At 57.2% G+C, this 21,283-nt stretch carries 16 protein-coding genes; 8 read left to right on the top strand and 8 right to left on the bottom strand.

The genetic code is table 11. The features are described from left to right. The first annotated feature begins 208 nt into the window (after positions 1-208). The 3 genes from feoA to feoC are packed head-to-tail and all read left to right on the top strand — an operon-like array spanning position 209 to position 3,031. Positions 209-436 (top strand): ferrous iron transporter A, encoded by a 228-nt coding sequence (gene feoA, locus JO226_RS23030; RefSeq protein WP_013364384.1) that lies wholly within the window; start codon positions 209-211, stop codon positions 434-436. Between the two features lie 30 nt (positions 437-466). Beyond that, positions 467-2,785: a Fe(2+) transporter permease subunit FeoB gene (gene feoB, locus JO226_RS23035; protein WP_296407896.1), complete on the top strand. Its 2,319-nt coding sequence runs from the start codon at positions 467-469 to the stop codon at positions 2,783-2,785. A gap of 9 nt (positions 2,786-2,794) precedes the next feature. After that, positions 2,795-3,031, top strand: a complete 237-nt coding sequence (gene feoC, locus JO226_RS23040; protein ID WP_296407898.1) for a [Fe-S]-dependent transcriptional repressor FeoC — start codon at positions 2,795-2,797, stop codon at positions 3,029-3,031. Between the two features lie 38 nt (positions 3,032-3,069). On the opposite strand, the gene JO226_RS23045 is transcribed toward feoC, so the two are convergent. Beyond that, positions 3,070-3,339 (bottom strand): YdgH/BhsA/McbA-like domain containing protein, encoded by a 270-nt coding sequence (locus tag JO226_RS23045; RefSeq protein ID WP_296407900.1) that lies wholly within the window; start codon positions 3,337-3,339, stop codon positions 3,070-3,072. A gap of 129 nt (positions 3,340-3,468) precedes the next feature. Then, entirely contained in the window at positions 3,469-4,242 is a 774-nt protein-coding gene (gene bioH / locus JO226_RS23050) for a pimeloyl-ACP methyl ester esterase BioH (protein WP_296407902.1), read from the bottom strand. Between the two features lie 41 nt (positions 4,243-4,283). Between bioH and gntX the strand changes: the two genes are divergently transcribed. The 3 genes from gntX to gntT all read left to right on the top strand — a co-directional run bounded on the left by gntX (position 4,284) and on the right by gntT (position 7,227). After that, positions 4,284-4,958, top strand: coding sequence for a DNA utilization protein GntX (gene gntX, locus JO226_RS23055; RefSeq protein WP_296407903.1), 675 nt, complete (start codon positions 4,284-4,286; stop codon positions 4,956-4,958). A gap of 58 nt (positions 4,959-5,016) precedes the next feature. Next, complete coding sequence (nfuA, locus tag JO226_RS23060) at positions 5,017-5,592, top strand: Fe-S biogenesis protein NfuA (protein ID WP_296407905.1); 576 nt, start codon at positions 5,017-5,019, stop codon at positions 5,590-5,592. Between the two features lie 318 nt (positions 5,593-5,910). Beyond that, the gene (gntT, locus tag JO226_RS23065; RefSeq protein WP_296407907.1) at positions 5,911-7,227 is read left to right on the top strand and encodes a gluconate transporter; all 1,317 of its coding nucleotides are present in this window, start codon (positions 5,911-5,913) and stop codon (positions 7,225-7,227) included. Between the two features lie 76 nt (positions 7,228-7,303). Here the strand turns inward: gntT and malQ are convergent, their stop codons facing one another. After that, positions 7,304-9,391: a 4-alpha-glucanotransferase gene (gene malQ, locus JO226_RS23070; RefSeq protein WP_296407908.1), complete on the bottom strand. Its 2,088-nt coding sequence runs from the start codon at positions 9,389-9,391 to the stop codon at positions 7,304-7,306. Positions 9,392-9,400: 9 nt separating this feature from the next. Further along, positions 9,401-11,794: a maltodextrin phosphorylase gene (gene malP, locus JO226_RS23075; RefSeq protein WP_296407910.1), complete on the bottom strand. Its 2,394-nt coding sequence runs from the start codon at positions 11,792-11,794 to the stop codon at positions 9,401-9,403. Between the two features lie 567 nt (positions 11,795-12,361). Here malP and malT point away from each other — a divergent pair. Continuing rightward, positions 12,362-15,067 (top strand): HTH-type transcriptional regulator MalT, encoded by a 2,706-nt coding sequence (gene malT / locus JO226_RS23080; protein ID WP_296407912.1) that lies wholly within the window; start codon positions 12,362-12,364, stop codon positions 15,065-15,067. A 3-nt stretch (positions 15,068-15,070) separates the two neighbouring features. On the opposite strand, the gene JO226_RS23085 is transcribed toward malT, so the two are convergent. Genes JO226_RS23085 through glpE form a run of 3 tightly spaced genes read right to left on the bottom strand, consistent with a single transcriptional unit; the run spans position 15,071 to position 17,048 of the window. Next, positions 15,071-15,829: a DeoR/GlpR family transcriptional regulator gene (locus JO226_RS23085; protein ID WP_296407914.1), complete on the bottom strand. Its 759-nt coding sequence runs from the start codon at positions 15,827-15,829 to the stop codon at positions 15,071-15,073. Positions 15,830-15,846: 17 nt separating this feature from the next. After that, positions 15,847-16,677 carry a rhomboid family intramembrane serine protease GlpG gene (gene glpG, locus JO226_RS23090; RefSeq protein WP_296407916.1) on the bottom strand — a complete coding sequence of 277 codons (831 nt, stop codon included), beginning with the start codon at positions 16,675-16,677 and terminating at the stop codon, positions 15,847-15,849. A 44-nt stretch (positions 16,678-16,721) separates the two neighbouring features. Further along, positions 16,722-17,048, bottom strand: coding sequence for a thiosulfate sulfurtransferase GlpE (glpE, locus tag JO226_RS23095; RefSeq protein ID WP_296407918.1), 327 nt, complete (start codon positions 17,046-17,048; stop codon positions 16,722-16,724). A 211-nt stretch (positions 17,049-17,259) separates the two neighbouring features. Between glpE and glpD the strand changes: the two genes are divergently transcribed. Beyond that, a complete protein-coding gene (gene glpD / locus JO226_RS23100) occupies positions 17,260-18,768 on the top strand; it encodes a glycerol-3-phosphate dehydrogenase (protein ID WP_296407920.1) in 1,509 nt (502 codons plus the stop codon). Positions 18,769-18,823: 55 nt separating this feature from the next. Here the strand turns inward: glpD and glgP are convergent, their stop codons facing one another. After that, entirely contained in the window at positions 18,824-21,271 is a 2,448-nt protein-coding gene (glgP, locus tag JO226_RS23105; protein WP_296407922.1) for a glycogen phosphorylase, read from the bottom strand. Between the last annotated feature and the right edge of the window lie 12 nt (positions 21,272-21,283).

Here is a 21,283-nt window from a genome sequence, read left to right on the forward strand (position 1 = left end):
GTCTGTCAAAAATTGAGCAATGTCAAAAGTCCTGCGGATTATTGGCCAATTCAACACTCCGTCACAGTTTATCGATTGAAGATAAAAACCATTCTCATTATCATTGTACCCATTGATGTTTTATCCTTTTTCCCGTTGGTATTACGTTGGCTTCATGCGCACCCCGCGCGTATGAACGGATTATCGGTTAATGAAAGAAGCAGGTCCTATGCAATTCACTCCTGACAGTACGTGGAAAATCACTGGGTTCTCCCGTGAAATTAGCCCGGCTTATCGGCAAAAACTGCTTTCACTGGGCATGCTGCCCGGCTCCTCATTTCATGTCGTGCGCGTCGCGCCTCTCGGCGATCCCGTTCATATCGAGACGCGCCGCGTCAGCCTGGTATTACGTAAAAAAGATTTGGCATTAATAGAAACTGAAGCGTTGAACCGCTAATACGCCTCTGGCAACAGCGAGCCCAGAAAAATGAAAAAATTGACCATTGGCCTTATTGGTAATCCAAACTCCGGTAAAACAACGCTTTTTAACCAGTTAACTGGCGCTCGTCAGCGCGTAGGCAACTGGGCGGGCGTCACCGTCGAGCGCAAAGAAGGGCATTTTTCGACCACCGATCATCAGGTCACGCTCGTCGACCTGCCCGGCACCTATTCACTGACGACGATTTCGTCGCAAACGTCGCTGGATGAGCAGATTGCCTGCCACTACATTCTCAGCGGCGACGCCGACCTGCTGATTAACGTCGTCGATGCCTCCAACCTTGAACGTAACCTCTACCTGACGCTACAGCTGCTGGAACTCGGCATTCCCTGCGTGGTGGCGCTGAACATGCTGGATATCGCTGAGAAGCAGCAGGTCCGCATCGATGTTGACGCGCTGTCAGCCCGCCTCGGCTGTCCGGTGATTCCACTGGTCTCCACCCGCGGACGCGGCATTGAAGCGCTGAAAATGGCCCTTGACCGCCATCGCGCCAATAGCGAACTGGAGCGGGTGCACTATTCCCAACCGCTGCTGCGTGAAGCCGACTGGCTGGCGGAAGAGATCTCGCATGAGATGCCGAAAAAGCAGCGTCGCTGGTTAGGGTTGCAGATGCTCGAAGGCGATATTTATAGCCGCGCCTATGCCGGCGACGCCGCGCATAAACTGGGAATAGCCCAGGCGCGTCTGAGCGAAGAGATTGACGACCCGGCGCTGCATATCGCCGACGCCCGCTATCAGACCATCGCCGCGATTTGCGATGCGGTCAGCAACACGCTGACGGCGGAACCCAGCCGTTTCACCACGGCAATGGACAAAGTCATTCTCAACCGCTTCCTCGGCCTGCCTGTATTTTTGTTCGTGATGTACCTGATGTTCCTGCTGGCTATCAACATCGGCGGTGCCTTACAACCGATTTTTGACGCTGGCTCCGTGGCTATCTTTATCCACGGCATCCAGTGGCTCGGGGCAATGCTCCACTTCCCGGATTGGCTGACCAATTTCCTGGCGCAGGGGCTTGGCGGCGGTATCAATACCGTGCTGCCGTTGGTGCCGCAAATCGGCATGATGTACCTGTTCCTCTCCTTCCTTGAGGACTCCGGCTACATGGCCCGTGCGGCGTTCGTGATGGACCGCCTGATGCAGTCCCTCGGCCTGCCGGGGAAATCCTTTGTGCCGCTGATTGTCGGCTTCGGCTGTAACGTTCCGTCGGTGATGGGCGCCCGTACCCTTGACGCCCCGCGCGAACGCCTGATGACCATTATGATGGCGCCGTTTATGTCCTGCGGCGCGCGTCTGGCTATCTTCGCCGTCTTTGCGGCGGCGTTCTTTGGTCAACAAGGGGCGCTGGCGGTCTTCTCACTGTACGTGCTGGGAATTGTCATGGCGATCCTCACCGGCCTGATGCTCAAACACACCATCATGCGCGGCGAAGCGTCGCCGTTTGTCATGGAGCTGCCGGTCTACCACGTTCCTCACGTCAAAAGCCTGCTCATTCAGACCTGGCAGCGCCTGAAAGGCTTCGTCCTGCGCGCCGGTAAAGTCATCGTGATTGTCAGCATCTTCCTCAGCGCGTTGAACAGCTTCACGCTGAGCGGGAAAGCGGCCGATAGCATCAACGATTCGGCGCTGGCCTCCGTCAGCCGCGTGATTACGCCGCTGTTTAAACCGATTGGCGTGCATGAGGACAACTGGCAGGCGACGGTCGGTCTGTTTACCGGCGCCATGGCCAAAGAGGTCGTCGTGGGTACGCTGAACACGCTCTATACCGCCGAAAATATTCAATCCCAGGCTTTCAACCCGGCTGAGTTTAACCTGCTGGATGAATTAGGCGCCGCCGTAGAAGAAACCTGGCAGAGCCTGAAAAGCACCTTCAGCCTGAGCGTTCTGGCGAACCCTATCGAAGCCAGCAAAGGCGATGGGGAAATGGAAACTGGCGCAATGGGCGTCATGAGCAGCAAGTTCGGCAACGCGGCGGCAGCCTACAGTTACCTGATTTTCGTACTGCTCTACATTCCCTGCATCTCGGTGATGGGCGCCATCTCGCGTGAGTCCAGCCGCGGCTGGATGTTCTTCTCCATCCTGTGGGGGCTGAACATCGCCTATTCGCTGGCCACCGTGTTCTACCAGACGTCAAGCTTCAGCGAGCACCCGCAGTACAGCACGGTCTGCATTCTGGCGGTTATCCTGTTTAATATCATGGTGCTTGGCCTGCTGCGTCGTGCGCGCAGCCGGGTTGATGTGAACCTGCTGGCGACGCGTAAAACCGCCAGTAGTTGTTGCGACAGCCCGGCGGGCAACTGCCACTAAGGAGAGACAATGGCGTCGTTAATCGAACTGCGGGATATGCTGGCGTTACAGGGACGGATGAACGCCCAGCAACTCAGCCGCGCGCTGCACACGCCACAACCGATGGTCGACGCCATGCTCGCCCGTCTGGAAGCGATGGGAAAAGCGCGCCGCGTTCAGGATGATGCCGGGAATTGTCTTTCAGGAAGCTGCCGTAACTGCCCTGAGGGCAAGGTCTGCCAACCAGAGTGGTGGATGCTGCAGTAAAGCGGAAAGAAAAAGCGGGTTCTGCACCCGCTTTTTTATTATTTGTAGACGTCCGCGTTAGCGTGAACGGTTTTCTCGTTCTTCTCGCCAGCAATCACCACAAAATACTTACCGCCCATTTCATCGGCTTTTTTCGACAGATCTTGTCTTGCATCCATCGGGGATGTGGTTTTAGAGGTGGTGATAGAACCCAACTTAGTCAGATGCATTTTCGCTACATCTTCTTTAGTAATTTCTTTCGCGGCAAACGCGCCGAAAGAGACAGAACCCATCACCAGTGCTGTAACAATACCCTTAACCAGTTTCATAGCCTAACTCTCCATAGATTTATAGCGGTCATGTGAAACATGATGAATAACGTTAACCCGAGCGGTAACCCTAACATCGTCCTAAGTATTGTTCTGGTATGTCACTTTCGCCAGTCCGTGACAAAAAAATCAGCTTAACCGCGAGGTTAGCGTCAACAGCGTCTCGCAGAACTGCCGGGGATGAGAGATAAAGGGCGCATGTGCCGCTTTCTCTATGATGATCGACTCGCTTTGCGGCCAGGCCGTATCGAGCAGCCCGGCAATCTTGCGCGGCACCAGCCCGTCGAGCGCGCCGTACAGACGCAGGAAAGGCAATTGCAGTGTTGCCAGCGCATCGCGCAGGTCGACGGTTTTGAGGATCTCCAGCCCCCCGTTCAGCACCCCTGTCGGCGGCATCGGCAGCGACAGTACAGCGCTTTTCAGCTTCCGCGCATCCTGTCGCGCGCTCTCTGTTCCCAGCGTCTGTAGCGCCAGAAACCGCTCGACGGTACGCTGGAAATCCTCGCTTAACTGCTGCTGGAAACCGCTCAGGACGTCCGGTTTGATGCCAGGCCAGTCCTGATGCGCGCTAAAGCACGGCGATGACGCTACCGTCACCAGCGCCTGGACCCGCTGCGGCGCATCCAGCGCGATACGGCTGGCGACCAGGCCGCCAAGACTCCAGCCAAGCCAAATCGCGCGCTCCGGCGCCTGGGCCAGCACCCGATCCGCCATCTCGTTTAACGACAGCGCGCCGAACCCCTGGCTGCGCCCATAGCCGGGCAGGTCGACCAGGTGCAGCGTAAAATGCGTACTCAGTTCCGGCGTAATGCAATCCCATACCTGTGCATTCAGCCCCCATCCGTGCAGCAGCACAAGATGGCAATCTCCTTCGCCTGTGGTTTGCCACCAGATGTTGTTCATCAGTTATTGTTCTCATTCACTATTTTTCAGGGAGAGAGGATATGCTAACAGCCCACGGCTTATGCTGGCTATGCCAAATGCCGCTGGCGATGGCGCGCTGGGGCGTGTGTTCATTCTGTACCCGCGTCTTATGCCGCTCGCGCCCGCGCTGCCCACAGTGCGGGTTAGCCGCCGCCCATCCCCACCTGCCCTGCGGGCGCTGCCTGCAAAAACCGCCGCCGTGGCAGCGTCTGGTGGCGGTAAATGACTACGCCGCCCCCTTAAGTTCGCTGGTTGCGCAGTTTAAATTCAGCGCCAGACCGGAGCTTGCCGTCGCGCTTGCCCGTCTTCTCCTGCTGCAGGTAAAAGCGCATCCCGCGATAACCCGCCCCAGCCTGCTGGTGTCGGTTCCCCTGTGGCAGCCGCGACGCTGGCGGCGCGGCTACAACCAGAGCGACCTGCTCTGCCGCCCGCTGTCGCGCTGGCTGGGGTGTCGTTATACCGACGAGGCGCTACAGCGAATACGTCCTACCGCAACCCAGCATCAGCTCTCCGCCAGGTTGCGCAAACAGAATCTTAAAAATGCCTTTCGTCTTGATATTCCGGTCGCGGGACACCATATCGCCATTGTGGACGATGTCGTCACAACGGGCGCTACCGTGTCGGAGATATCCCGCCTGCTTTTGCAAAGCGGGGCGGCGTCAGTTCAGGTATGGTGCCTGTGTCGCACCTTGTAGACCCCCGGTAATGGGCGTATTATAACCCAGTAAAATAGTCAACTATTAGGCCAACGCTATGATCCGTATTTCCGATGCTGCACAAGCGCACTTTGCCAAACTGCTGGCCAATCAGGAAGAAGGGACACAAATCCGCGTATTTGTGATTAACCCGGGCACCCCGAATGCTGAGTGCGGCGTATCCTATTGCCCGCCGGATGCGGTGGAAGCCACCGATACTGCGATGGAGTTTGAACAGCTTACCGCCTATGTCGATGAGTTAAGCGCTCCGTATCTGGAAGATGCCGAAATTGATTTTGTGACCGACCAGTTGGGTTCCCAGCTGACGCTGAAAGCGCCGAACGCCAAAATGCGTAAGGTTTCCGACGATGCCCCGCTGATGGAGCGCGTGGAATACATGCTGCAGTCGCAAATCAACCCGCAGCTGGCAGGTCACGGCGGCCGGGTGTCGCTGATGGAAATCACCGACGAAGGTTATGCCATTCTGCAGTTTGGCGGCGGCTGCAACGGTTGCTCGATGGTTGACGTCACGCTCAAAGAAGGGATTGAAAAGCAACTGCTGAACGAATTCCCCGAGCTGAAAGGCGTGCGCGATCTGACTGAACATCAGCGCGGCGAGCACTCCTACTACTAAGTTTTCCCGACGTTCCCGGCGGCGTTCTGCCCGTCGGGACGCCGCCTGCCCCCTCTTTCCTCGTCAGACTACTTCCACGCAATAACTTGACCTGCGTCCCATAATGAACATTTTGCCGTCTCAGGTGATTTTCAAACACCGAATGTTACCCGTATCATTCATGGCAAGTACTGTTACAAGAAAAATAACCAACTATCTTTTGGGGATGGAAGGAAAACTGAAGCGGTGCCTGATTTACTTAATTACCCGGATTCAGCATTTGGACGTTGTTGCTGAAATATTAACGTTACCCATAACAAAACAAAGGCCAGGTTAATCATGCCATTAGTCATCGTCGCTGTCGGTGTCGTCTTGTTATTACTGTTGATGATCCGCTTCAAATTGAACGGATTTATCGCGCTGGTGCTGGTGGCGCTTGCCGTCGGCTTAATGCAAGGTATGCCGCTGGCTAAAGTTATCGTTTCCATCAAAAACGGCGTAGGCGGAACCCTCGGCAGCCTTGCGCTTATCATGGGCTTCGGCGCCATGTTAGGTAAAATGCTGGCAGACTGCGGCGGCGCTCAGCGCATCGCCACGACGCTTATCGCGAAGTTTGGTAAAAAGCACATCCAGTGGGCGGTGGTATTAACCGGTTTCACCGTAGGCTTCGCGCTGTTCTATGAAGTAGGCTTCGTACTGATGCTGCCGCTGGTGTTCACCATCGCCGCCGCGGCGAATATCCCGCTGTTGTACGTCGGCATACCGATGGCCGCTGCGCTCTCCGTGACCCACGGCTTCCTGCCGCCGCACCCGGGCCCGACCGCTATCGCAACCATCTTCCATGCCGATATGGGTAAAACCCTGCTGTTCGGCACCATCCTTGCGATCCCGACCGTTATTCTGGCAGGTCCGGTCTATGCGCGTTTCCTGAAAGGCATCGACAAGCCGATCCCGGAAGGTCTGTACAGCGCGAAAACCTTTACTGAAGCAGAGATGCCGGGCTTTGGCGTCAGCGTCTGGACCTCTCTGGTGCCGGTTATCCTGATGGCGATGCGCGCGGTTGCGGAGATGATCCTGCCGAAAGGTCACCCGTTCCTGTCCGTTGCCGAGTTCCTGGGCGACCCGGTCATGGCGACGCTGATTGCCGTCCTGATTGCGATGTTCACCTTTGGCCTCAACCGTGGCCGCTCAATGGATCAGATCAACGATACCCTGACCTCATCCATTAAAATCATCGCCATGATGCTGTTGATCATCGGCGGCGGCGGCGCGTTCAAGCAGGTACTGGTCGACAGCGGCGTGGATAAATACATCGCCTCTATGATGCATGACACCAATATCTCGCCAATCCTGATGGCCTGGTCTATTGCCGCCGTACTGCGTATCGCGCTGGGTTCAGCCACCGTCGCGGCAATTACCGCTGGCGGCATCGTCGCCCCGCTTATCGCCACTACCGGCGTGAGCCCGGAGCTGATGGTTATCGCAGTCGGTTCTGGTAGCGTGATTTTCTCTCACGTCAACGACCCGGGTTTCTGGCTGTTCAAAGAGTACTTTAACCTGACTATCGGCGAGACCATTAAGTCCTGGTCGATGCTGGAAACCATCATCTCGGTATGCGGCCTGGTGGGTTGTCTGCTGCTGAATATGGCTATCTGATGTAAAAAAGCCGGGTGGCGGCTTCGCCTCACCCGGCCTGTGCTCCATACCCTCTCCCTTATGTGAGAGGGAAAAATTACCGCTTCTTACCCGCCGCCTTTCTGCGTTTATCCAGATCCTTAATCAGCTTGTTTACCTGGTCATCGGCAAACATCGCCTCCAGCGAGGTTGAGAGCTTACGACGCCAGTTCGGGTACTGATCGCTGGTGCCGGGAATGTTCACCGGTTCCGGCATCTCCAGCCAGTCTTCCGGTTGCAACCCCAGCAGGGCGCTGTTGCTGTCGGCGATATAGCGCTGCATCCCGCGGTTAAGCGTGGCGGTCATTCTCATCAACGAGGCCTTATGTCCGGCGCGTTTCGGCAGGCAGCCGTGTTTGTGCAGAGCGTTCAAAAGCCCCTGCTTCGCCTGTTCGCGGTCCTGATACAACCCGCGCAGCACGACCTCGTCCGGATACAACCCCAGCGTTTTGCCAAGCGTCAGATCGCCGCTCTCCCAGTAGCCGCGAAGCGTCGGCAGGTCATGGGTGGTGGCGACCGCCATCGACTGTTCCGGATATGCCTTCGGCGCCCGGAAAGTCTTCCTGACGTCGCTTTCGAAATACAGCACCTTGTAGGAATAGACGCCGCTCTTACGCAGCTTACCGACGATCTCTACCGGCACGGTGCCCAAATCTTCACCGATCACCATGCACTGATGGCGTTTACTCTCCAGCGCGAGGATAGACAGCAGCGCATCGACCGGGTACTGCACATACGCCCCGTGGTCTGCCGTTTCGCCGTAGGGGATCCACCATAGTCGCAGCACCGACATAACATGGTCGATACGCAGCGCTCCGCAGTTTTGCATATTGGCGCGCAGCAGGTCGATAAACGGTTCGTAGGCTCTGGCGACAATCACGTGCGGGTCCATCGGCGGCAGCCCCCAGTTTTGCCCCAGCGGACCGAGAATATCCGGCGGCGCGCCGACAGACGCTTTCAGGCAGTACAGCTCCCGGTCGCACCAGGTCTCCGAACCGCCTTCCGCCACGCCGACCGCAAGGTCGCGGTACAAACCGATGGGCATGTCATGCCGCTGGCTCTCCTGCCAGCAGGCAGCAAACTGGCTCCAGGCCAGCCACTGCAGCCAGAGGAAGAAATCCACCTCGTCGGCGTGCTGTTCGCAAAACGCGCGCACCTGCGGGCTGGTAATGTCCTGCAACGCCTTCGGCCATACCGGCCATCCCCAACGCAGCGGATCGAGCTTCACCTGCTGGGCGTGCAGGGCATCAAACGCCGCCTGCCAGTACAGGCTCTCGCCCTCTTGCGCCACAAAGCGGCGAAATTCAGCCATCGGCTCATCATCACGCGCGGAGAATGTCTGCCACGCCATGCGCAGCGCCGTCATCTTAAGTCGGGTCACCGCGGTATAATCAACTTGCTTTGCCTCCCGCGCAGCGCGCAGCGCCTGCTGCGTGGCGGGAAGCTGCCACCACGCCTGCGCGGCACGGCTGGCGTGAAAATCGTCAACGGCGTTGACGTCGATGTAGATAACATTCAGCCAACGTCGGGAGGAGGGGCTATAGGGGCTGGCGCTTTCCGGGTTCGCCGGGTAAAGCGCATGGATGGGGTTCAGGCCGATAAAAGCGCCGCCGCGACGGGCAATCTCCGGCAGCATTACCTTCAGATCGCCGAAATCACCGATGCCCCAGTTCTGTTCCGAACGCAGGGTATACAGCTGCACGCAACTGCCCCACAGCTTCTCTCCCTGTTTTAAAGCCTGCGGCTCATAGCAGCGTTCCGGCGCGACGATGACCCGGCAGTGCCAGCGATGCTCGTCCTGGGTCAACGTCAGGGAGTGATAGCCTTCCGGCAGGCGAGTCGGCAGGTGTAGCGCCTTCCCACCGCTGGCGTGCCCCTGATGCCGCACGCCCTCTTCGGTGGTCAGCAGCCACGGGTATTCGCCGCGCCCTTCTACCGCCAGCGTCATCTTTTTCCCGTGCGTGAACACCATGACGTTGGGCACTGGCGTGACCGCCGCCGGGACGCCCCGGGCGGCGGGATGCATGGCGTCGAGCAAGCGCCGTTTGGTGTCGGCACCAATGGACTGCGGTTTGCCGTGGGCATTGATATAGTTCGGGCTAATGCCCGCCGCCAGCGCGGCATTATCCAGACGTTTGCTCTCCATAGCGCTTCCTTAACGTTTAGCCTGCCAGATACGGTGTTGATAATCGCGGATGGAACGGTCGGAACTGAACATCCCACAGCGAGCGGAGTTGAGAATTGCCGCACGGGTCCAGGCCTCCTGATCGCGATACAGCACGTCGACCTGTTTTTGCGCCTCGACATAAGCGGCAAAGTCCGCCAGCACCAGGTAAGGATCGCCGCCCTGCTTGCCGATGCTGTGCAGCATCTGGTCAAACGCATGCTTGTCGCCGCCGCTGTACTTACCGCTCTCCAGCTCTTTTAACACCGCATCCAGCAGCTTATCTTTTTTGCGCCACTTCAGCGGGTCATACCCTTTGGCCTTGAGCGCTTTTACCTCTTCGACGGTATGGCCGAAAATAAAGATATTCTCTTCGCCGACCTGCTCGGCAATTTCCACGTTTGCGCCATCCAGCGTACCCACGGTCAGCGCGCCGTTCAGCGCCAGCTTCATGTTGCCGGTGCCGGAGGCCTCTTTACCGGCCGTTGAAATCTGTTCTGACACATCCGCCGCCGGGATCAGCATCTCCGCCGCCGACACGCAGTAATCCGGCAGGAATACCACCTTCAGCTTATCGCCCACCTGCGGGTCGTTGTTCACCACGTCTGCGACCTTATTGATGGCAAAAATGATGTTCTTCGCCAGGTAATAGCCCGGCGCCGCCTTCGCGCCGAACAGGAACACGCGCGGCACGCGGTTGGCTTTCGGGTTTTCGCGAATCTCTTTGTACAGCGCCAGAATGTGCAGCAGGTTCAGGTGCTGGCGCTTGTACTCATGCAGACGTTTAATCTGGATATCAAAGATAGCCTTCGGGTTGATATCAATCCCGGTGCGGGTTTTGACGAACGCCGCCAGACGGCGCTTATTCGCCTGCTTAATCTCGCGATACTGCTGACGGAACGCCGCATCGTCGGCCTGTTTTTCCAGATGAATCAACTGGTCCAGATCGTTGGCCCACTCTTTTTTCAGCGTCTTATCAAACAGCGCGGCAAGCTCCGGGTTGCACTGCTTTATCCAGCGGCGCGGCGTAATGCCGTTGGTGACGTTATGGAACTTGTTCGGCCAAAGCTGGTGATACTCCGGGAACAGATCTTTCACCACCAGGTCGGAGTGCAACGCCGCCACGCCGTTAACGGCAAAGCCGCTCACCACGCACAGATTCGCCATACGCACCTGTTTATCATGGACAACCGCAAGCTTCGCCCACACCGCCTTATCGCCCGGCCAGGTTTTCTTCACCAGCACTTTGAAGCGCTCGTTAATCTCATTAATTATCTGCATATGGCGCGGCAGCAGCGCCTTCACCAGCTTCTCATCCCAGCACTCGAGCGCTTCCGGCATCAGCGTGTGGTTGGTGTAGGCGAAGGTTCGACTGGTGATGGCCCACGCGTCGTCCCAGCTCAGTTGGTGCTCGTCGATAAGCACCCGCAGCAGTTCCGGAATGGCGATCGTCGGATGGGTGTCATTCAGTTGAATGACCTCAAACTTCGGTAGCTCAGCCAGTTTGCGCCCCGCCAGGTGATGGCGTCGCAGAATATCGGCCACCGAGCAAGCACACTGGAAATACTGCTGCATCAGGCGCAGCTTTTTGCCAGCAAGGTGGTTGTCGTTCGGGTAGAGCACTTTGGTCAGCTTTTCGGCGTCGATGCCCTGCTGCTCGGCGCGCAGGAAGTCGCCGTCGTTGAATTTGGTCAGGTTGAACGGATGCGCGTGTTTCGCCTGCCACAGGCGCAGCGGTTGCGCGACGCCGTTACGGTAGCCCAGTACCGGCAGATCCCAGGCTTCGCCGACGAGGGTAAACGCAGGCACCCAGTGGCCGCTTTTCGACACCTTGCCGCCGAGACTGACCTGGATATCAAGCTGCGCGTTGTGGCGAAACCACGGGTAGCTGCCGCGCTGCCAGTCGTCCGGCGCTTCCATCTGCTGGCCGTCGGCGAAGGACTGACGAAACAGCCCGTACTGGTAGTTCAGACCATAGCCGATCGCGGATTGTCCGACGGTCGCCATTGAATCCAGGAAGCAGGCCGCCAGCCGACCGAGGCCGCCGTTGCCCAGCGCCGGGTCGGTCTCCTGCTCCAGCAGGTCGCTCAGGTTAGCGTCGTGCCCCTTCAACTCATCGCTCACCGCCTGATACCAGCCGAGGTTGAGCAGGTTGTTGCCTGTGAGGCGGCCAATCAGAAACTCCATCGAAATGTAGTTTACATGACGCTGCTCTTTCGCGGGTTTCGCCACCGGCTGGGCGGCCAGCATTTCCGCCAGCGCTGCGCTGACGGCCTGCCACCATTGGCGCTGCGTCATCTCCTGAGCAGCCTGTAAACCTAAACGCTGCCACTGACGCGTCAGCGCAGCCTGGAACTGTTCTTTGTTGAAGGTCGGCTGTGACATAAGTAATCAAATCCTGTTAATTAACACGTTGTCGTTAGTGTCTCAGGCTGCCCCGCTAGCGTCCTCATCCTGCCGGGGATTAGGCAGGGAGGAGTCGCAGGGATGAGCAAAAAATGTGATCGCAACCACTTAAACGCCAGCCTTTCACGGTAAATCTGCCCTGTTTTACCGGGTCAGGATGACAAAAAGTGAAAGGTTATTTTGCAAAATATCGGCCGGGACGAAACCAGGGCTTACGTTAAATACGAATTCCCTGGCAGATACCGACCATATTCATTATTCAGGTCAGCGCAATCACACAATTCTAAATAGTTTCCCCTCCGCGTAATGTCGTAGAGCAACTATTTCGCAACAATAAATCCCCCTGCACCACCAGGTTTTACGCGCGCTGAGGCCGGTTTCAACGACAGCATTTAACAAATCTAAAGATTTGTGACAGAGTGCAAATTCGCAAGCATTAAAGTTGGACATAACTTGCAATACATTTCTGTTTATCCGAACGTAGCAAACATTAATTACGAAGCGCGAAAAAAATACCTCTCCCCCTCACAGTGAAGTGATTAGCTTATGTTGATTCCGTCTAAACTCAGTCGCCCGGTTCGTCTTGAGCACACGGTTGTTCGGGAACGCCTGCTGACGAAACTTTCCGGCGCGAACAATTACCGTTTGGTGCTCATTACCAGCCCCGCGGGATACGGCAAAACAACGCTCATTGCACAGTGGGCGGCGGGAAAGCACGATCTCGGCTGGTTCTCGCTGGACGAGGGAGATAATCAACAGGAGCGTTTCGCCAGCTATCTTATTGCCTCTATTCAACAAGCCACTGGCGGTCACTGTGTCGCCAGTGAAACCATGGTGCAAAAACGCCAGTACGCCAGTCTGACGTCGCTGTTCGCGCAGCTGTTCATCGAGCTGGCGACGTGGCAGCGCCCGCTGTATCTGGTGATTGACGACTACCATCTCATCACCAACCCGGTTATCCACGACGCCATGCGCTTTTTCCTGCGCCATCAGCCGGAAAATATGACCCTACTGGTGATGTCGCGCAATTTGCCGCAGCTTGGCATCGCCAACCTGCGCGTGCGCGATCAACTGCTGGAAATCGGCAGCCAGTTGCTGGCGTTTAACCATCAGGAGGCCAAGCAGTTCTTCGACTGTCGCCTCACGTCGCCTGTCGAAGCGGAAGAAAGCCGCCAGATGTGCGATGACGTTGCCGGTTGGGCAACGGCGCTGCAGCTCATCGCCCTCTCCGCCCGACAAAACAACAGCGCGGCAAGCCATTCCGCGCGCCGTCTTGCCGGGATCAACGCCAGCCATCTCTCTGATTACCTCGTGGATGAGGTGCTGGATAACGTTGACGCGCCAACCCGCAGTTTCCTGCTGAAAAGTTCGCTGCTGCGCTCGATGAACGATGCGCTGATCGTCCGCGTGACCGGCGAAGAAAACGGCCAGATGCGGCTGGAAGAGATTGAGCGTCAGGGGCTCTTTTTACAGCGTATGGATAACTCTGGCGAATGGTTCAGCTACCATCCGCTGTTCGGTAGCTTCCTGCGCCAGCGCTGTCAGTGGGAGCTGGCAACGGAGCTGCCGGAGATTCACCGCGCGGCGGCGGAAAGCTGGATGGCGCAAGGTTTTCCCAGCGAAGCCATCCACCATGCGCTGTCGGCGGGCGACCCGCATATGCTGCGCGATATCCTGCTGAATCACGCCTGGGGCCTGTTCCATCACAGCGAACTGGCGCTGCTTGAAGCATCGCTGGCGGCGCTCCCCTGGGAGAGCCTGCTGGAGAACCCGCGCCTGGTGTTGCTACAGGCCTGGCTGATGCAAAGCCAGCACCGCTACAGCGAAGTGAACACGCTGCTGGCGCGCGCCGAGCAGGAGATGCCGGTCGACATGGACGCCTCCTTGCATGGCGACTTTAATGCCCTTCGCGCCCAGGTCGCCATTAACGACGGCGACCAGGAAGAGGCCGAGCGGCTGGCGATGGTCGCGCTGGAGGAGCTGCCGCTCGCCAGCTACTACAGCCGTATTGTGGCGACATCGGTGCATGGCGAAGTGCTGCACTGTAAAGGCCAGCTCAATAAATCGCTGACGGTGATGCAGCAGACGGAGCAGATGGCCAGACGCCATGACGTCTGGCACTACGCGTTGTGGAGCCTGATTCAGCAAAGCGAAATTCTGTTTGCCCAGGGCTTTTTACAGGCTGCCTGGGAAACCCAGGAAAAAGCCTTCCAGCTTATTCGCGACCAGCACCTTGAACAGTTGCCGATGCACGAGTTCCTGCTGCGCATTCGCGCGCAACTACTGTGGGCGTGGGCGCGGATGGATGAAGCCGAACACAGCGCGCGTCACGGCATGGAGGTGCTTGCCGACTACCAGCCCCAGCAGCAGTTGCAGTGTCTTGCCCTGCTGGTGCAAAGCTCGCTGGCCCGCGGCAATCTGGACAATGCCCGCAACCACCTGAACCGTTTAGAAAACCTGCTCGGCAATGGCCAGTACCACAGCGACTGGGTCTCTAACGCCGACAAGGTGCGCGTGATTTACTGGCAGATGACGGGAGACAAAAAAGCGGCGGCTAACTGGCTGCGCCAGACCCCGAAGCCCGCGTTCGCCAATAACCATTTTCTGCAAAGCCAGTGGCGCAATATCGCCCGGGCGCAGATCCTGCTGGGCGAGTTTGACGCTGCCCAGGCGGTGCTGGAGGAGCTCAACGACAATGCGCGTTCGCTGCGACTGATGAGCGATCTCAACCGTAACCTGCTGCTGCTTAATCAGCTGTACTGGCAGTCGAACCGCAAAACCGACGCCCAACGCATGCTGCTGGAAGCGCTCACCCTTGCCAACCGCACCGGCTTTATCAGCCACTTTGTAATAGAGGGCGAAGCCATGGCGCAGCAGTTGCGCCAGCTCATTCAGCTCAACACGTTGCCGGAGCTGGAGCAGCATCGCGCTCAGCGTATTTTGCGCGAAATTAACCAGCATCATCGGCATAAGTTCGCCCATTTCGACGAGAATTTCGTCGAACGCCTGCTTAACCATCCGGAAGTGCCGGAACTTATCCGTACCAGCCCACTGACCCAGCGCGAATGGCAGGTGCTGGGGCTCATCTATTCCGGCTATAGCAACGAACAGATCGCCGGCGAGCTTGACGTCGCCGCCACGACCATCAAAACCCATATCCGTAATCTGTATCAGAAACTCGGGGTCGCGCACCGCCAGGACGCCGTCCTGCACGCCCAGCGGCTGCTTAAAATGATGGGATACGGCGTCTGACGATCAGCACAATTCCAGCTGAATGTTATGCTCGGCAATCACCTGCATCACGCCTGCGGGCGGCATAATATCGGTATACACCGCATCCACCATGCTGATGCTGCCCATGTTGACCATCGCGTTACGGCCAAATTTCGAATGATCCACCACCAGTATCGTATGGCGCGAATTTTCTATTATCGCGCGTTTGGTGCGCACTTCGTGGTAGTCGAACTCGAGTAGCGAACCGTCGCTGTCGATGCCGCTTATCCCAAGGATGCCGTAATCCAGACGGAACTGGGAGATAAAGTCGAGCGTCGCTTCGCCGATGATGCCGCCGTCCCGGCTGCGCAGTTCGCCGCCGGCCAGGATAATGCGAAAATCGTCCTTCGCCATTAAGGTGTTGGCGACGTTCAGGTTGTTGGTCACGATACGCAGGTCCGAATGGTACATCAGAGCATGCGCGACCGCTTCCGGCGTGGTACCGATATCAATGAACAGCGCGGCGCCGTTCGGGATCTGGCTTGCAACCTTACGGGCGATACGCTCCTTCTCCGCCGCCTGGGTCGTGCGGCGATCCTGCCATGAGGCGTTCACCGCGCTGGACGGCATTGCCGCCCCGCCGTGATGGCGCAGAATCATTTTCTGCTCGGCTAAATCGTTCAGATCGCGACGAATGGTTTGCGGGCTGACGGCAAACTGCTCCACCAGCTCTTCCGTGCTGACATAACCCTGTTTTTTTACCAGCTCGATAATCGCGTCATGACGTTGTGTTTGTTTCATGAAATATCCCTGGAAAATTATGTTCGTTTTCGCACATGTTGTGTGTCCGCAAACGCCATGGCAAGGCCAACGGCAAGCCCGGCCACATGGGCGCCGTTCGCAATCGACATACCAAATAGATCAAACCAACCGGCGACAAGCCACAGCAGGGAGAACAGAATCAACCCGCGCTGCAAATACACGCCGCTTTGCGGATCGCGCTCGCCGCGCAGCCAGACGTAGCCCATCAGCGCATACACCACCCCGGATAAACCGCCGAACCACGGCCCGCTGAATTTCTGCTGAATAAAACCGCTAAGCAGCGCGCTTATCACCGTAATCACGATGAGTTTTCCGCTGCCAAGGCGCTTCTCGACCGCGCCGCCGAGATACCACCACCATAACAGGTTGAAGAGGATATGCAGCAGCGAGAAATGCATAAAAGCATGGGTAACGTAGCGCCAGAGCTCATATTTCAGCGAGGGATCGTACGGCCACGCCAGCCAGGCCATTACAGTCTGATCGCCAATGATGTTCATCACGATAAACACCAGAATGCAGGCCGTCATAATGAACCAGGTAAAAGGACCGGCGTTATTCTTCAACGTCGCGAGAAACGGGAAACGGCGGTAGTGCAGGCCGCTGTTGGTATGGCCCGACTGCCAGCTTGCCGCCAGATAGCGCGGATCAGCGGGATTTTCCAGAAAGCGGGCCAGCTCCTGCTGTACCCGTCCGGCCTGGCTTTCGTCGGCGAGCCAGATGTCGCTCTGAGTATGTTGCTGAATGGTCAGGATAATACCCTGCGTCGCCATATAGTCGACAAACGCCTGGGCGACGCGCGGGTTTGCAAAAGAGGTGATCATCAACATGCAGAGAGTCGCTTATTCCACACAAAAGGGGACAGTATACGCTGTCAGGCGCCGCGCGCCACCTCTGCCGGGAAATGGCGATGCCAGGCGTCAAACCCGCCGTCGACGCTGTAGACCTGGTCATAACCCTGTTGCAGCAAATACTGCGCCGCCCCTTTACTGCTGTTGCCGTGGTAGCATATCACCATCACCACGGTATCGAAGTCGTGATCGCGCATAAACGCGCCCAGCGTATCGTTGGTCAGATGAAACGCGCCGGGCGCATGACCGAGCGCATAGCTCTGCGGGTCACGGATATCCACCAGCACAGCCATGCCCCGCTGCAGCTTCTGATGCGCTTCTTCTACATTAATACACTCGAATTGTTCCATGGCGTTCTCTTTGCTGTTGTTCAGGTGTGCTCGGGTAAAGACCTCCGCACTAGTTTACCTTTTAGTGTACGTCCTGAAGGGAGTTAAACGCCAATTTGTTATACACATCACTCTGAAATGTTTTTTTGATGTTACCAAAAGCACGTTCGTTTGCTATGATGAGCGATATCGAACATTTTTGAGCTTTAACGAAAGTACACGAGGGTGCAGCATGGAAACCAAAGATCTGATTGTGATAGGTGGTGGCATCAACGGTGCCGGCATCGCGGCAGACGCCGCTGGACGCGGTTTATCCGTGCTGATGCTCGAAGCGCAGGACCTTGCCTGCGCCACCTCAAGCGCAAGCTCGAAACTCATTCATGGCGGGCTCCGCTACCTTGAACACTACGAATTCCGCCTGGTGAGCGAGGCGCTGGCCGAACGTGAAGTGCTGCTGAAGATGGCCCCGCACATCGCCTTTCCAATGCGTTTTCGTTTGCCTCACCGTCCGCACCTGCGCCCGGCGTGGATGATCCGTATCGGTCTTTTTATGTACGACCATCTTGGAAAACGCACCAGCCTGCCGGGTTCAGCCGGATTGCGATTTGGCGCAGAATCCGTCCTCAAGCCGGAAATCGTGCGCGGTTTCGAATATTCCGACTGCTGGGTAGACGACGCACGCCTGGTGCTGGCCAATGCGCAGATGGTCGTGAAAAAAGGGGGGGAAGTGATGACTCGCACCCGCGCAACCTCCGCCCGTCGCGAGAATGGTCTGTGGATCGTTGAAGCGGAAGACATCGATACCGGTAAGAAACACAGCTGGCAGGCGAAAGGCCTGGTCAACGCCACCGGCCCGTGGGTGAAACAGTTCTTTGATGACGGCATGCATCTGCCGTCGCCGTACGGCATCCGCCTGATTAAAGGCAGCCATATCGTTGTCCCGCGCGTTCACACCCAGAAGCAGGCCTATATCCTGCAAAACGAAGACAAACGCATCGTGTTCGTGATTCCGTGGATGGACGAATTCTCCATCATCGGTACGACGGACGTAGAATATAAAGGCGATCCGAAAAACGTTGAGATCGACGAAAACGAAATCAGCTACCTGCTGAAGGTTTACAACGCGCACTTCAACAAGCAGCTTGGGCGTAATGACATTGTCTGGACCTACTCCGGCGTGCGCCCGCTGTGCGATGATGAATCCGACTCACCGCAGGCGATCACCCGCGACTATACGCTGGATATCCACGACGACCATGGCAAAGCGCCGCTGCTGTCGGTCTTTGGCGGTAAGCTCACCACCTACCGTAAGCTGGCGGAACACGCGCTGGAAAAACTGACGCCGTACTATCAGGGCATCGGCGCGGCGTGGACCAAAGGCGCCGTGCTGCCCGGCGGCGAGATCGACGGCGATCGCGACGATTATGCCGCCAGACTGCGCCGTCGCTATCCGTTTATCAGCGAATCGTTAGCCCGCCACTTTGCCCGCACCTACGGCAGCAACAGCGAAAAAATCCTTGGCGAAGCGAAAGATATTGCGGATCTCGGCGAACATTTCGGTCACGAGTTCTATGAAGCCGAGCTGCGTTACCTGGTGAAGCATGAGTGGGTGCGCCGTCTGGACGATGCCCTCTGGCGTCGTACGAAACAAGGGATGTGGCTGAACGCGGAGGAGCAGTCGCGCGTCGCGCAGTGGCTGTTACAACACGCGGGAAAGCGTGAACTGTCGTTAGCGTCATAACGGGTATGTCCCGGCTTCCCCGGTCCGCAGAAAGAGGACCGGGGAAAAACACCCCTTACAGCCTCACCGGATTGATATGCCAGATATGATCCGCATACTCCTGAATGGTCCTGTCTGACGAGAAATAACCCATACTGGCGATGTTGCGCATCGCTTTCGTGGTCCACTCTTCCGGGGTCAGATACAGCTCATCCACCTTATCCTGACAATCCACGTAGCTGCGGTAATCCGCCAGTACCTGATAGTGATCGCCGAAGTTAATCAACGAGTCCACCAGGTCGCGGTAGCGCCCGGGTTCCGCCGGACTGAACACGCCGCTGCCGATTTGTGTCAGAACCTGATGCAGCTCGTCATCCTGCTCATAGTAGTCGCGCGGCTTGTAGCCCTTCTGGCGCAGCGCTTCAACCTCTTCCGCCGTGTTGCCGAAAATAAAGATATTGTCGGCCCCCACGTGCTCAAGCATTTCAACGTTGGCCCCGTCCAGCGTGCCGATGGTCAGCGCGCCGTTGAGCCCGAATTTCATGTTGCTGGTCCCTGACGCTTCGGTACCCGCCAGCGAAATCTGCTCGGAGAGGTCGGCGGCCGGGATGATCACCTGCGCGAGGCTCACGCTGTAGTTCGGAATGAACACCACCTTCAGCCTGTCGCCAATTTCCGGATCGTTGTTCACCACCGCCGCCACGTCATTGATCAAGTGGATGATATGTTTTGCCATGTAGTAGGCGGACGCCGCCTTACCGGCAAAAATGTTCACTCGCGGCACCCATTCGGCGTCAGGCTCGGATTTGATGCGGTTATAGCGCGTTATCACGTGCAGCACGTTCATCAGTTGACGCTTGTACTCGTGGATACGCTTGATTTGTACGTCAAACAGCGATTTCGGGTTCACCACCACGTTCAGTTGCTGGGCGATATAATTCGCCAGCCGCTTTTTGTTTTCCAGTTTGGCATGACGCACCGCATGGTTAACGGTAGGGTAATCGATATGTTGTTCGAGATCGCTCAACTGGCTTAAATCGGTACGCCAGGTGCGGCCAATGTTGTCATCCAGCACCCCGGAAAGCGGCGGGTTCGCCAGCGCCAGCCAGCGTCGCGGCGTCACGCCGTTGGTGACGTTGGTAAAGCGCATCGGGAAGATGGTGGCGAAGTCGGCAAACAGTGATTGCACCATCAGATTCGAGTGCAGCTCGGAAACGCCGTTCACTTTGTGGCTGACCACCACCGCCAGCCACGCCATCCGCACGCGGCGACCGTTAGACTCGTCGATGATCGACGTGCGGCTCAGCAGCCCGGTGTCGTTCGGGTACTGCCCTTGTAGCGTTTTCAGGAAGTAGTCGTTGATTTCAAAGATGATCTGCAGGTGTCGCGGCAGAATTTTGCCAAGCATATCCACAGGCCAGGTCTCCAGCGCTTCACTCATCAGCGTGTGGTTGGTGTAGGAGAACACCTGACAGGCTACCTCGAAGGCATCGTCCCAGCTGTAGCGGTGATCATCGATAAGCAAACGCATCAGCTCGGGAATCGACAGCACCGGATGGGTGTCATTGAGGTGGATGGCAATCTTGTCCGACAGGTTGCTGTAGGTTTTATGCAACTGGTAATGACGGCTCAGGATGTCCTGCACCGTCGCGGAGACGAGGAAATACTCCTGGCGCAAACGCAGTTCGCGGCCAGAGTAGGTCGAATCATCCGGGTAGAGCACGCGCGAGACGTTTTCGGAGTGGTTTTTATCCTCCACCGCCGCGAAGTAATCGCCCTGGTTGAATTTACCGAGGTTGATTTCGCTACTGGCCTGGGCGCTCCACAACCGCAGCGTGTTGGTCGCGTCGGTGTCGTAACCGGGGATTATCTGATCGTAAGCTTCAGCGAGGATCTCTTCGGTCTCAATCCAGCGGCTTTTCTTGCCTTCCTGCTGAATACGTCCGCCAAAACGCACTTTATAGCGCGTGTTATGGCGCTCAAACTCCCACGGGTTGCCGTATTCCAGCCAGTAGTCCGGCGACTCCTTCTGGCGACCGTCGACGATGTTCTGCTTGAACATGCCGTAGTCATAGCGAATGCCGTAGCCGCGCCCCGGCAGCCCCAGGGTAGCCAGCGAATCAAGGAAACAGGCCGCCAGACGCCCCAGACCGCCATTGCCCAGGCCCGGGTCGTTTTCTTCATCAATCAGCTCTTCGAGATCCAGCCCCATCGCCGACAGCGCGCTTTGCACATCGTCGTAAATCCCCAGCGACAGCAAGGCGTTGGAAAGAGTACGTCCAATCAGAAACTCCATCGACAGGTAATAAACCTGACGAACCTCTTGAGAAAGCTGCGCGCGGTTAGAACGCAACCAACGCTCCACCAGACGGTCACGCACGGCAAACAGCGTGGCGTTCAGCCATTCGTGCTTGTTGGCAATCGCCGGGTCTTTCCCGATGATAAACATCAGCTTATAGGCAATAGAATGTTTCAGTGCCTCAACGCTGAGTGTCGGTGATGCATACGTAAAGGGTGCATTCATAGCAATGGCTCC

Source organism: Pluralibacter sp. (assembly GCF_019237635.1).
Taxonomy (GTDB): Bacteria; Pseudomonadota; Gammaproteobacteria; order Enterobacterales; family Enterobacteriaceae; genus Enterobacter_B.

Coding starts and splice junctions, on each gene's coding strand:
- feoA (WP_013364384.1), top strand. CDS start 209: ATGCAATTCACTCCTGACAGTACGTGGAAAATCACTGGGTTCTCCCGT.
- feoB (WP_296407896.1), top strand. CDS start 467: ATGAAAAAATTGACCATTGGCCTTATTGGTAATCCAAACTCCGGTAAA.
- feoC (WP_296407898.1), top strand. CDS start 2,795: ATGGCGTCGTTAATCGAACTGCGGGATATGCTGGCGTTACAGGGACGG.
- JO226_RS23045 (WP_296407900.1), bottom strand. CDS start 3,339: ATGAAACTGGTTAAGGGTATTGTTACAGCACTGGTGATGGGTTCTGTC.
- bioH (WP_296407902.1), bottom strand. CDS start 4,242: ATGAACAACATCTGGTGGCAAACCACAGGCGAAGGAGATTGCCATCTT.
- gntX (WP_296407903.1), top strand. CDS start 4,284: ATGCTAACAGCCCACGGCTTATGCTGGCTATGCCAAATGCCGCTGGCG.
- nfuA (WP_296407905.1), top strand. CDS start 5,017: ATGATCCGTATTTCCGATGCTGCACAAGCGCACTTTGCCAAACTGCTG.
- gntT (WP_296407907.1), top strand. CDS start 5,911: ATGCCATTAGTCATCGTCGCTGTCGGTGTCGTCTTGTTATTACTGTTG.
- malQ (WP_296407908.1), bottom strand. CDS start 9,391: ATGGAGAGCAAACGTCTGGATAATGCCGCGCTGGCGGCGGGCATTAGC.
- malP (WP_296407910.1), bottom strand. CDS start 11,794: ATGTCACAGCCGACCTTCAACAAAGAACAGTTCCAGGCTGCGCTGACG.
- malT (WP_296407912.1), top strand. CDS start 12,362: ATGTTGATTCCGTCTAAACTCAGTCGCCCGGTTCGTCTTGAGCACACG.
- JO226_RS23085 (WP_296407914.1), bottom strand. CDS start 15,829: ATGAAACAAACACAACGTCATGACGCGATTATCGAGCTGGTAAAAAAA.
- glpG (WP_296407916.1), bottom strand. CDS start 16,677: ATGTTGATGATCACCTCTTTTGCAAACCCGCGCGTCGCCCAGGCGTTT.
- glpE (WP_296407918.1), bottom strand. CDS start 17,048: ATGGAACAATTCGAGTGTATTAATGTAGAAGAAGCGCATCAGAAGCTG.
- glpD (WP_296407920.1), top strand. CDS start 17,260: ATGGAAACCAAAGATCTGATTGTGATAGGTGGTGGCATCAACGGTGCC.
- glgP (WP_296407922.1), bottom strand. CDS start 21,271: ATGAATGCACCCTTTACGTATGCATCACCGACACTCAGCGTTGAGGCA.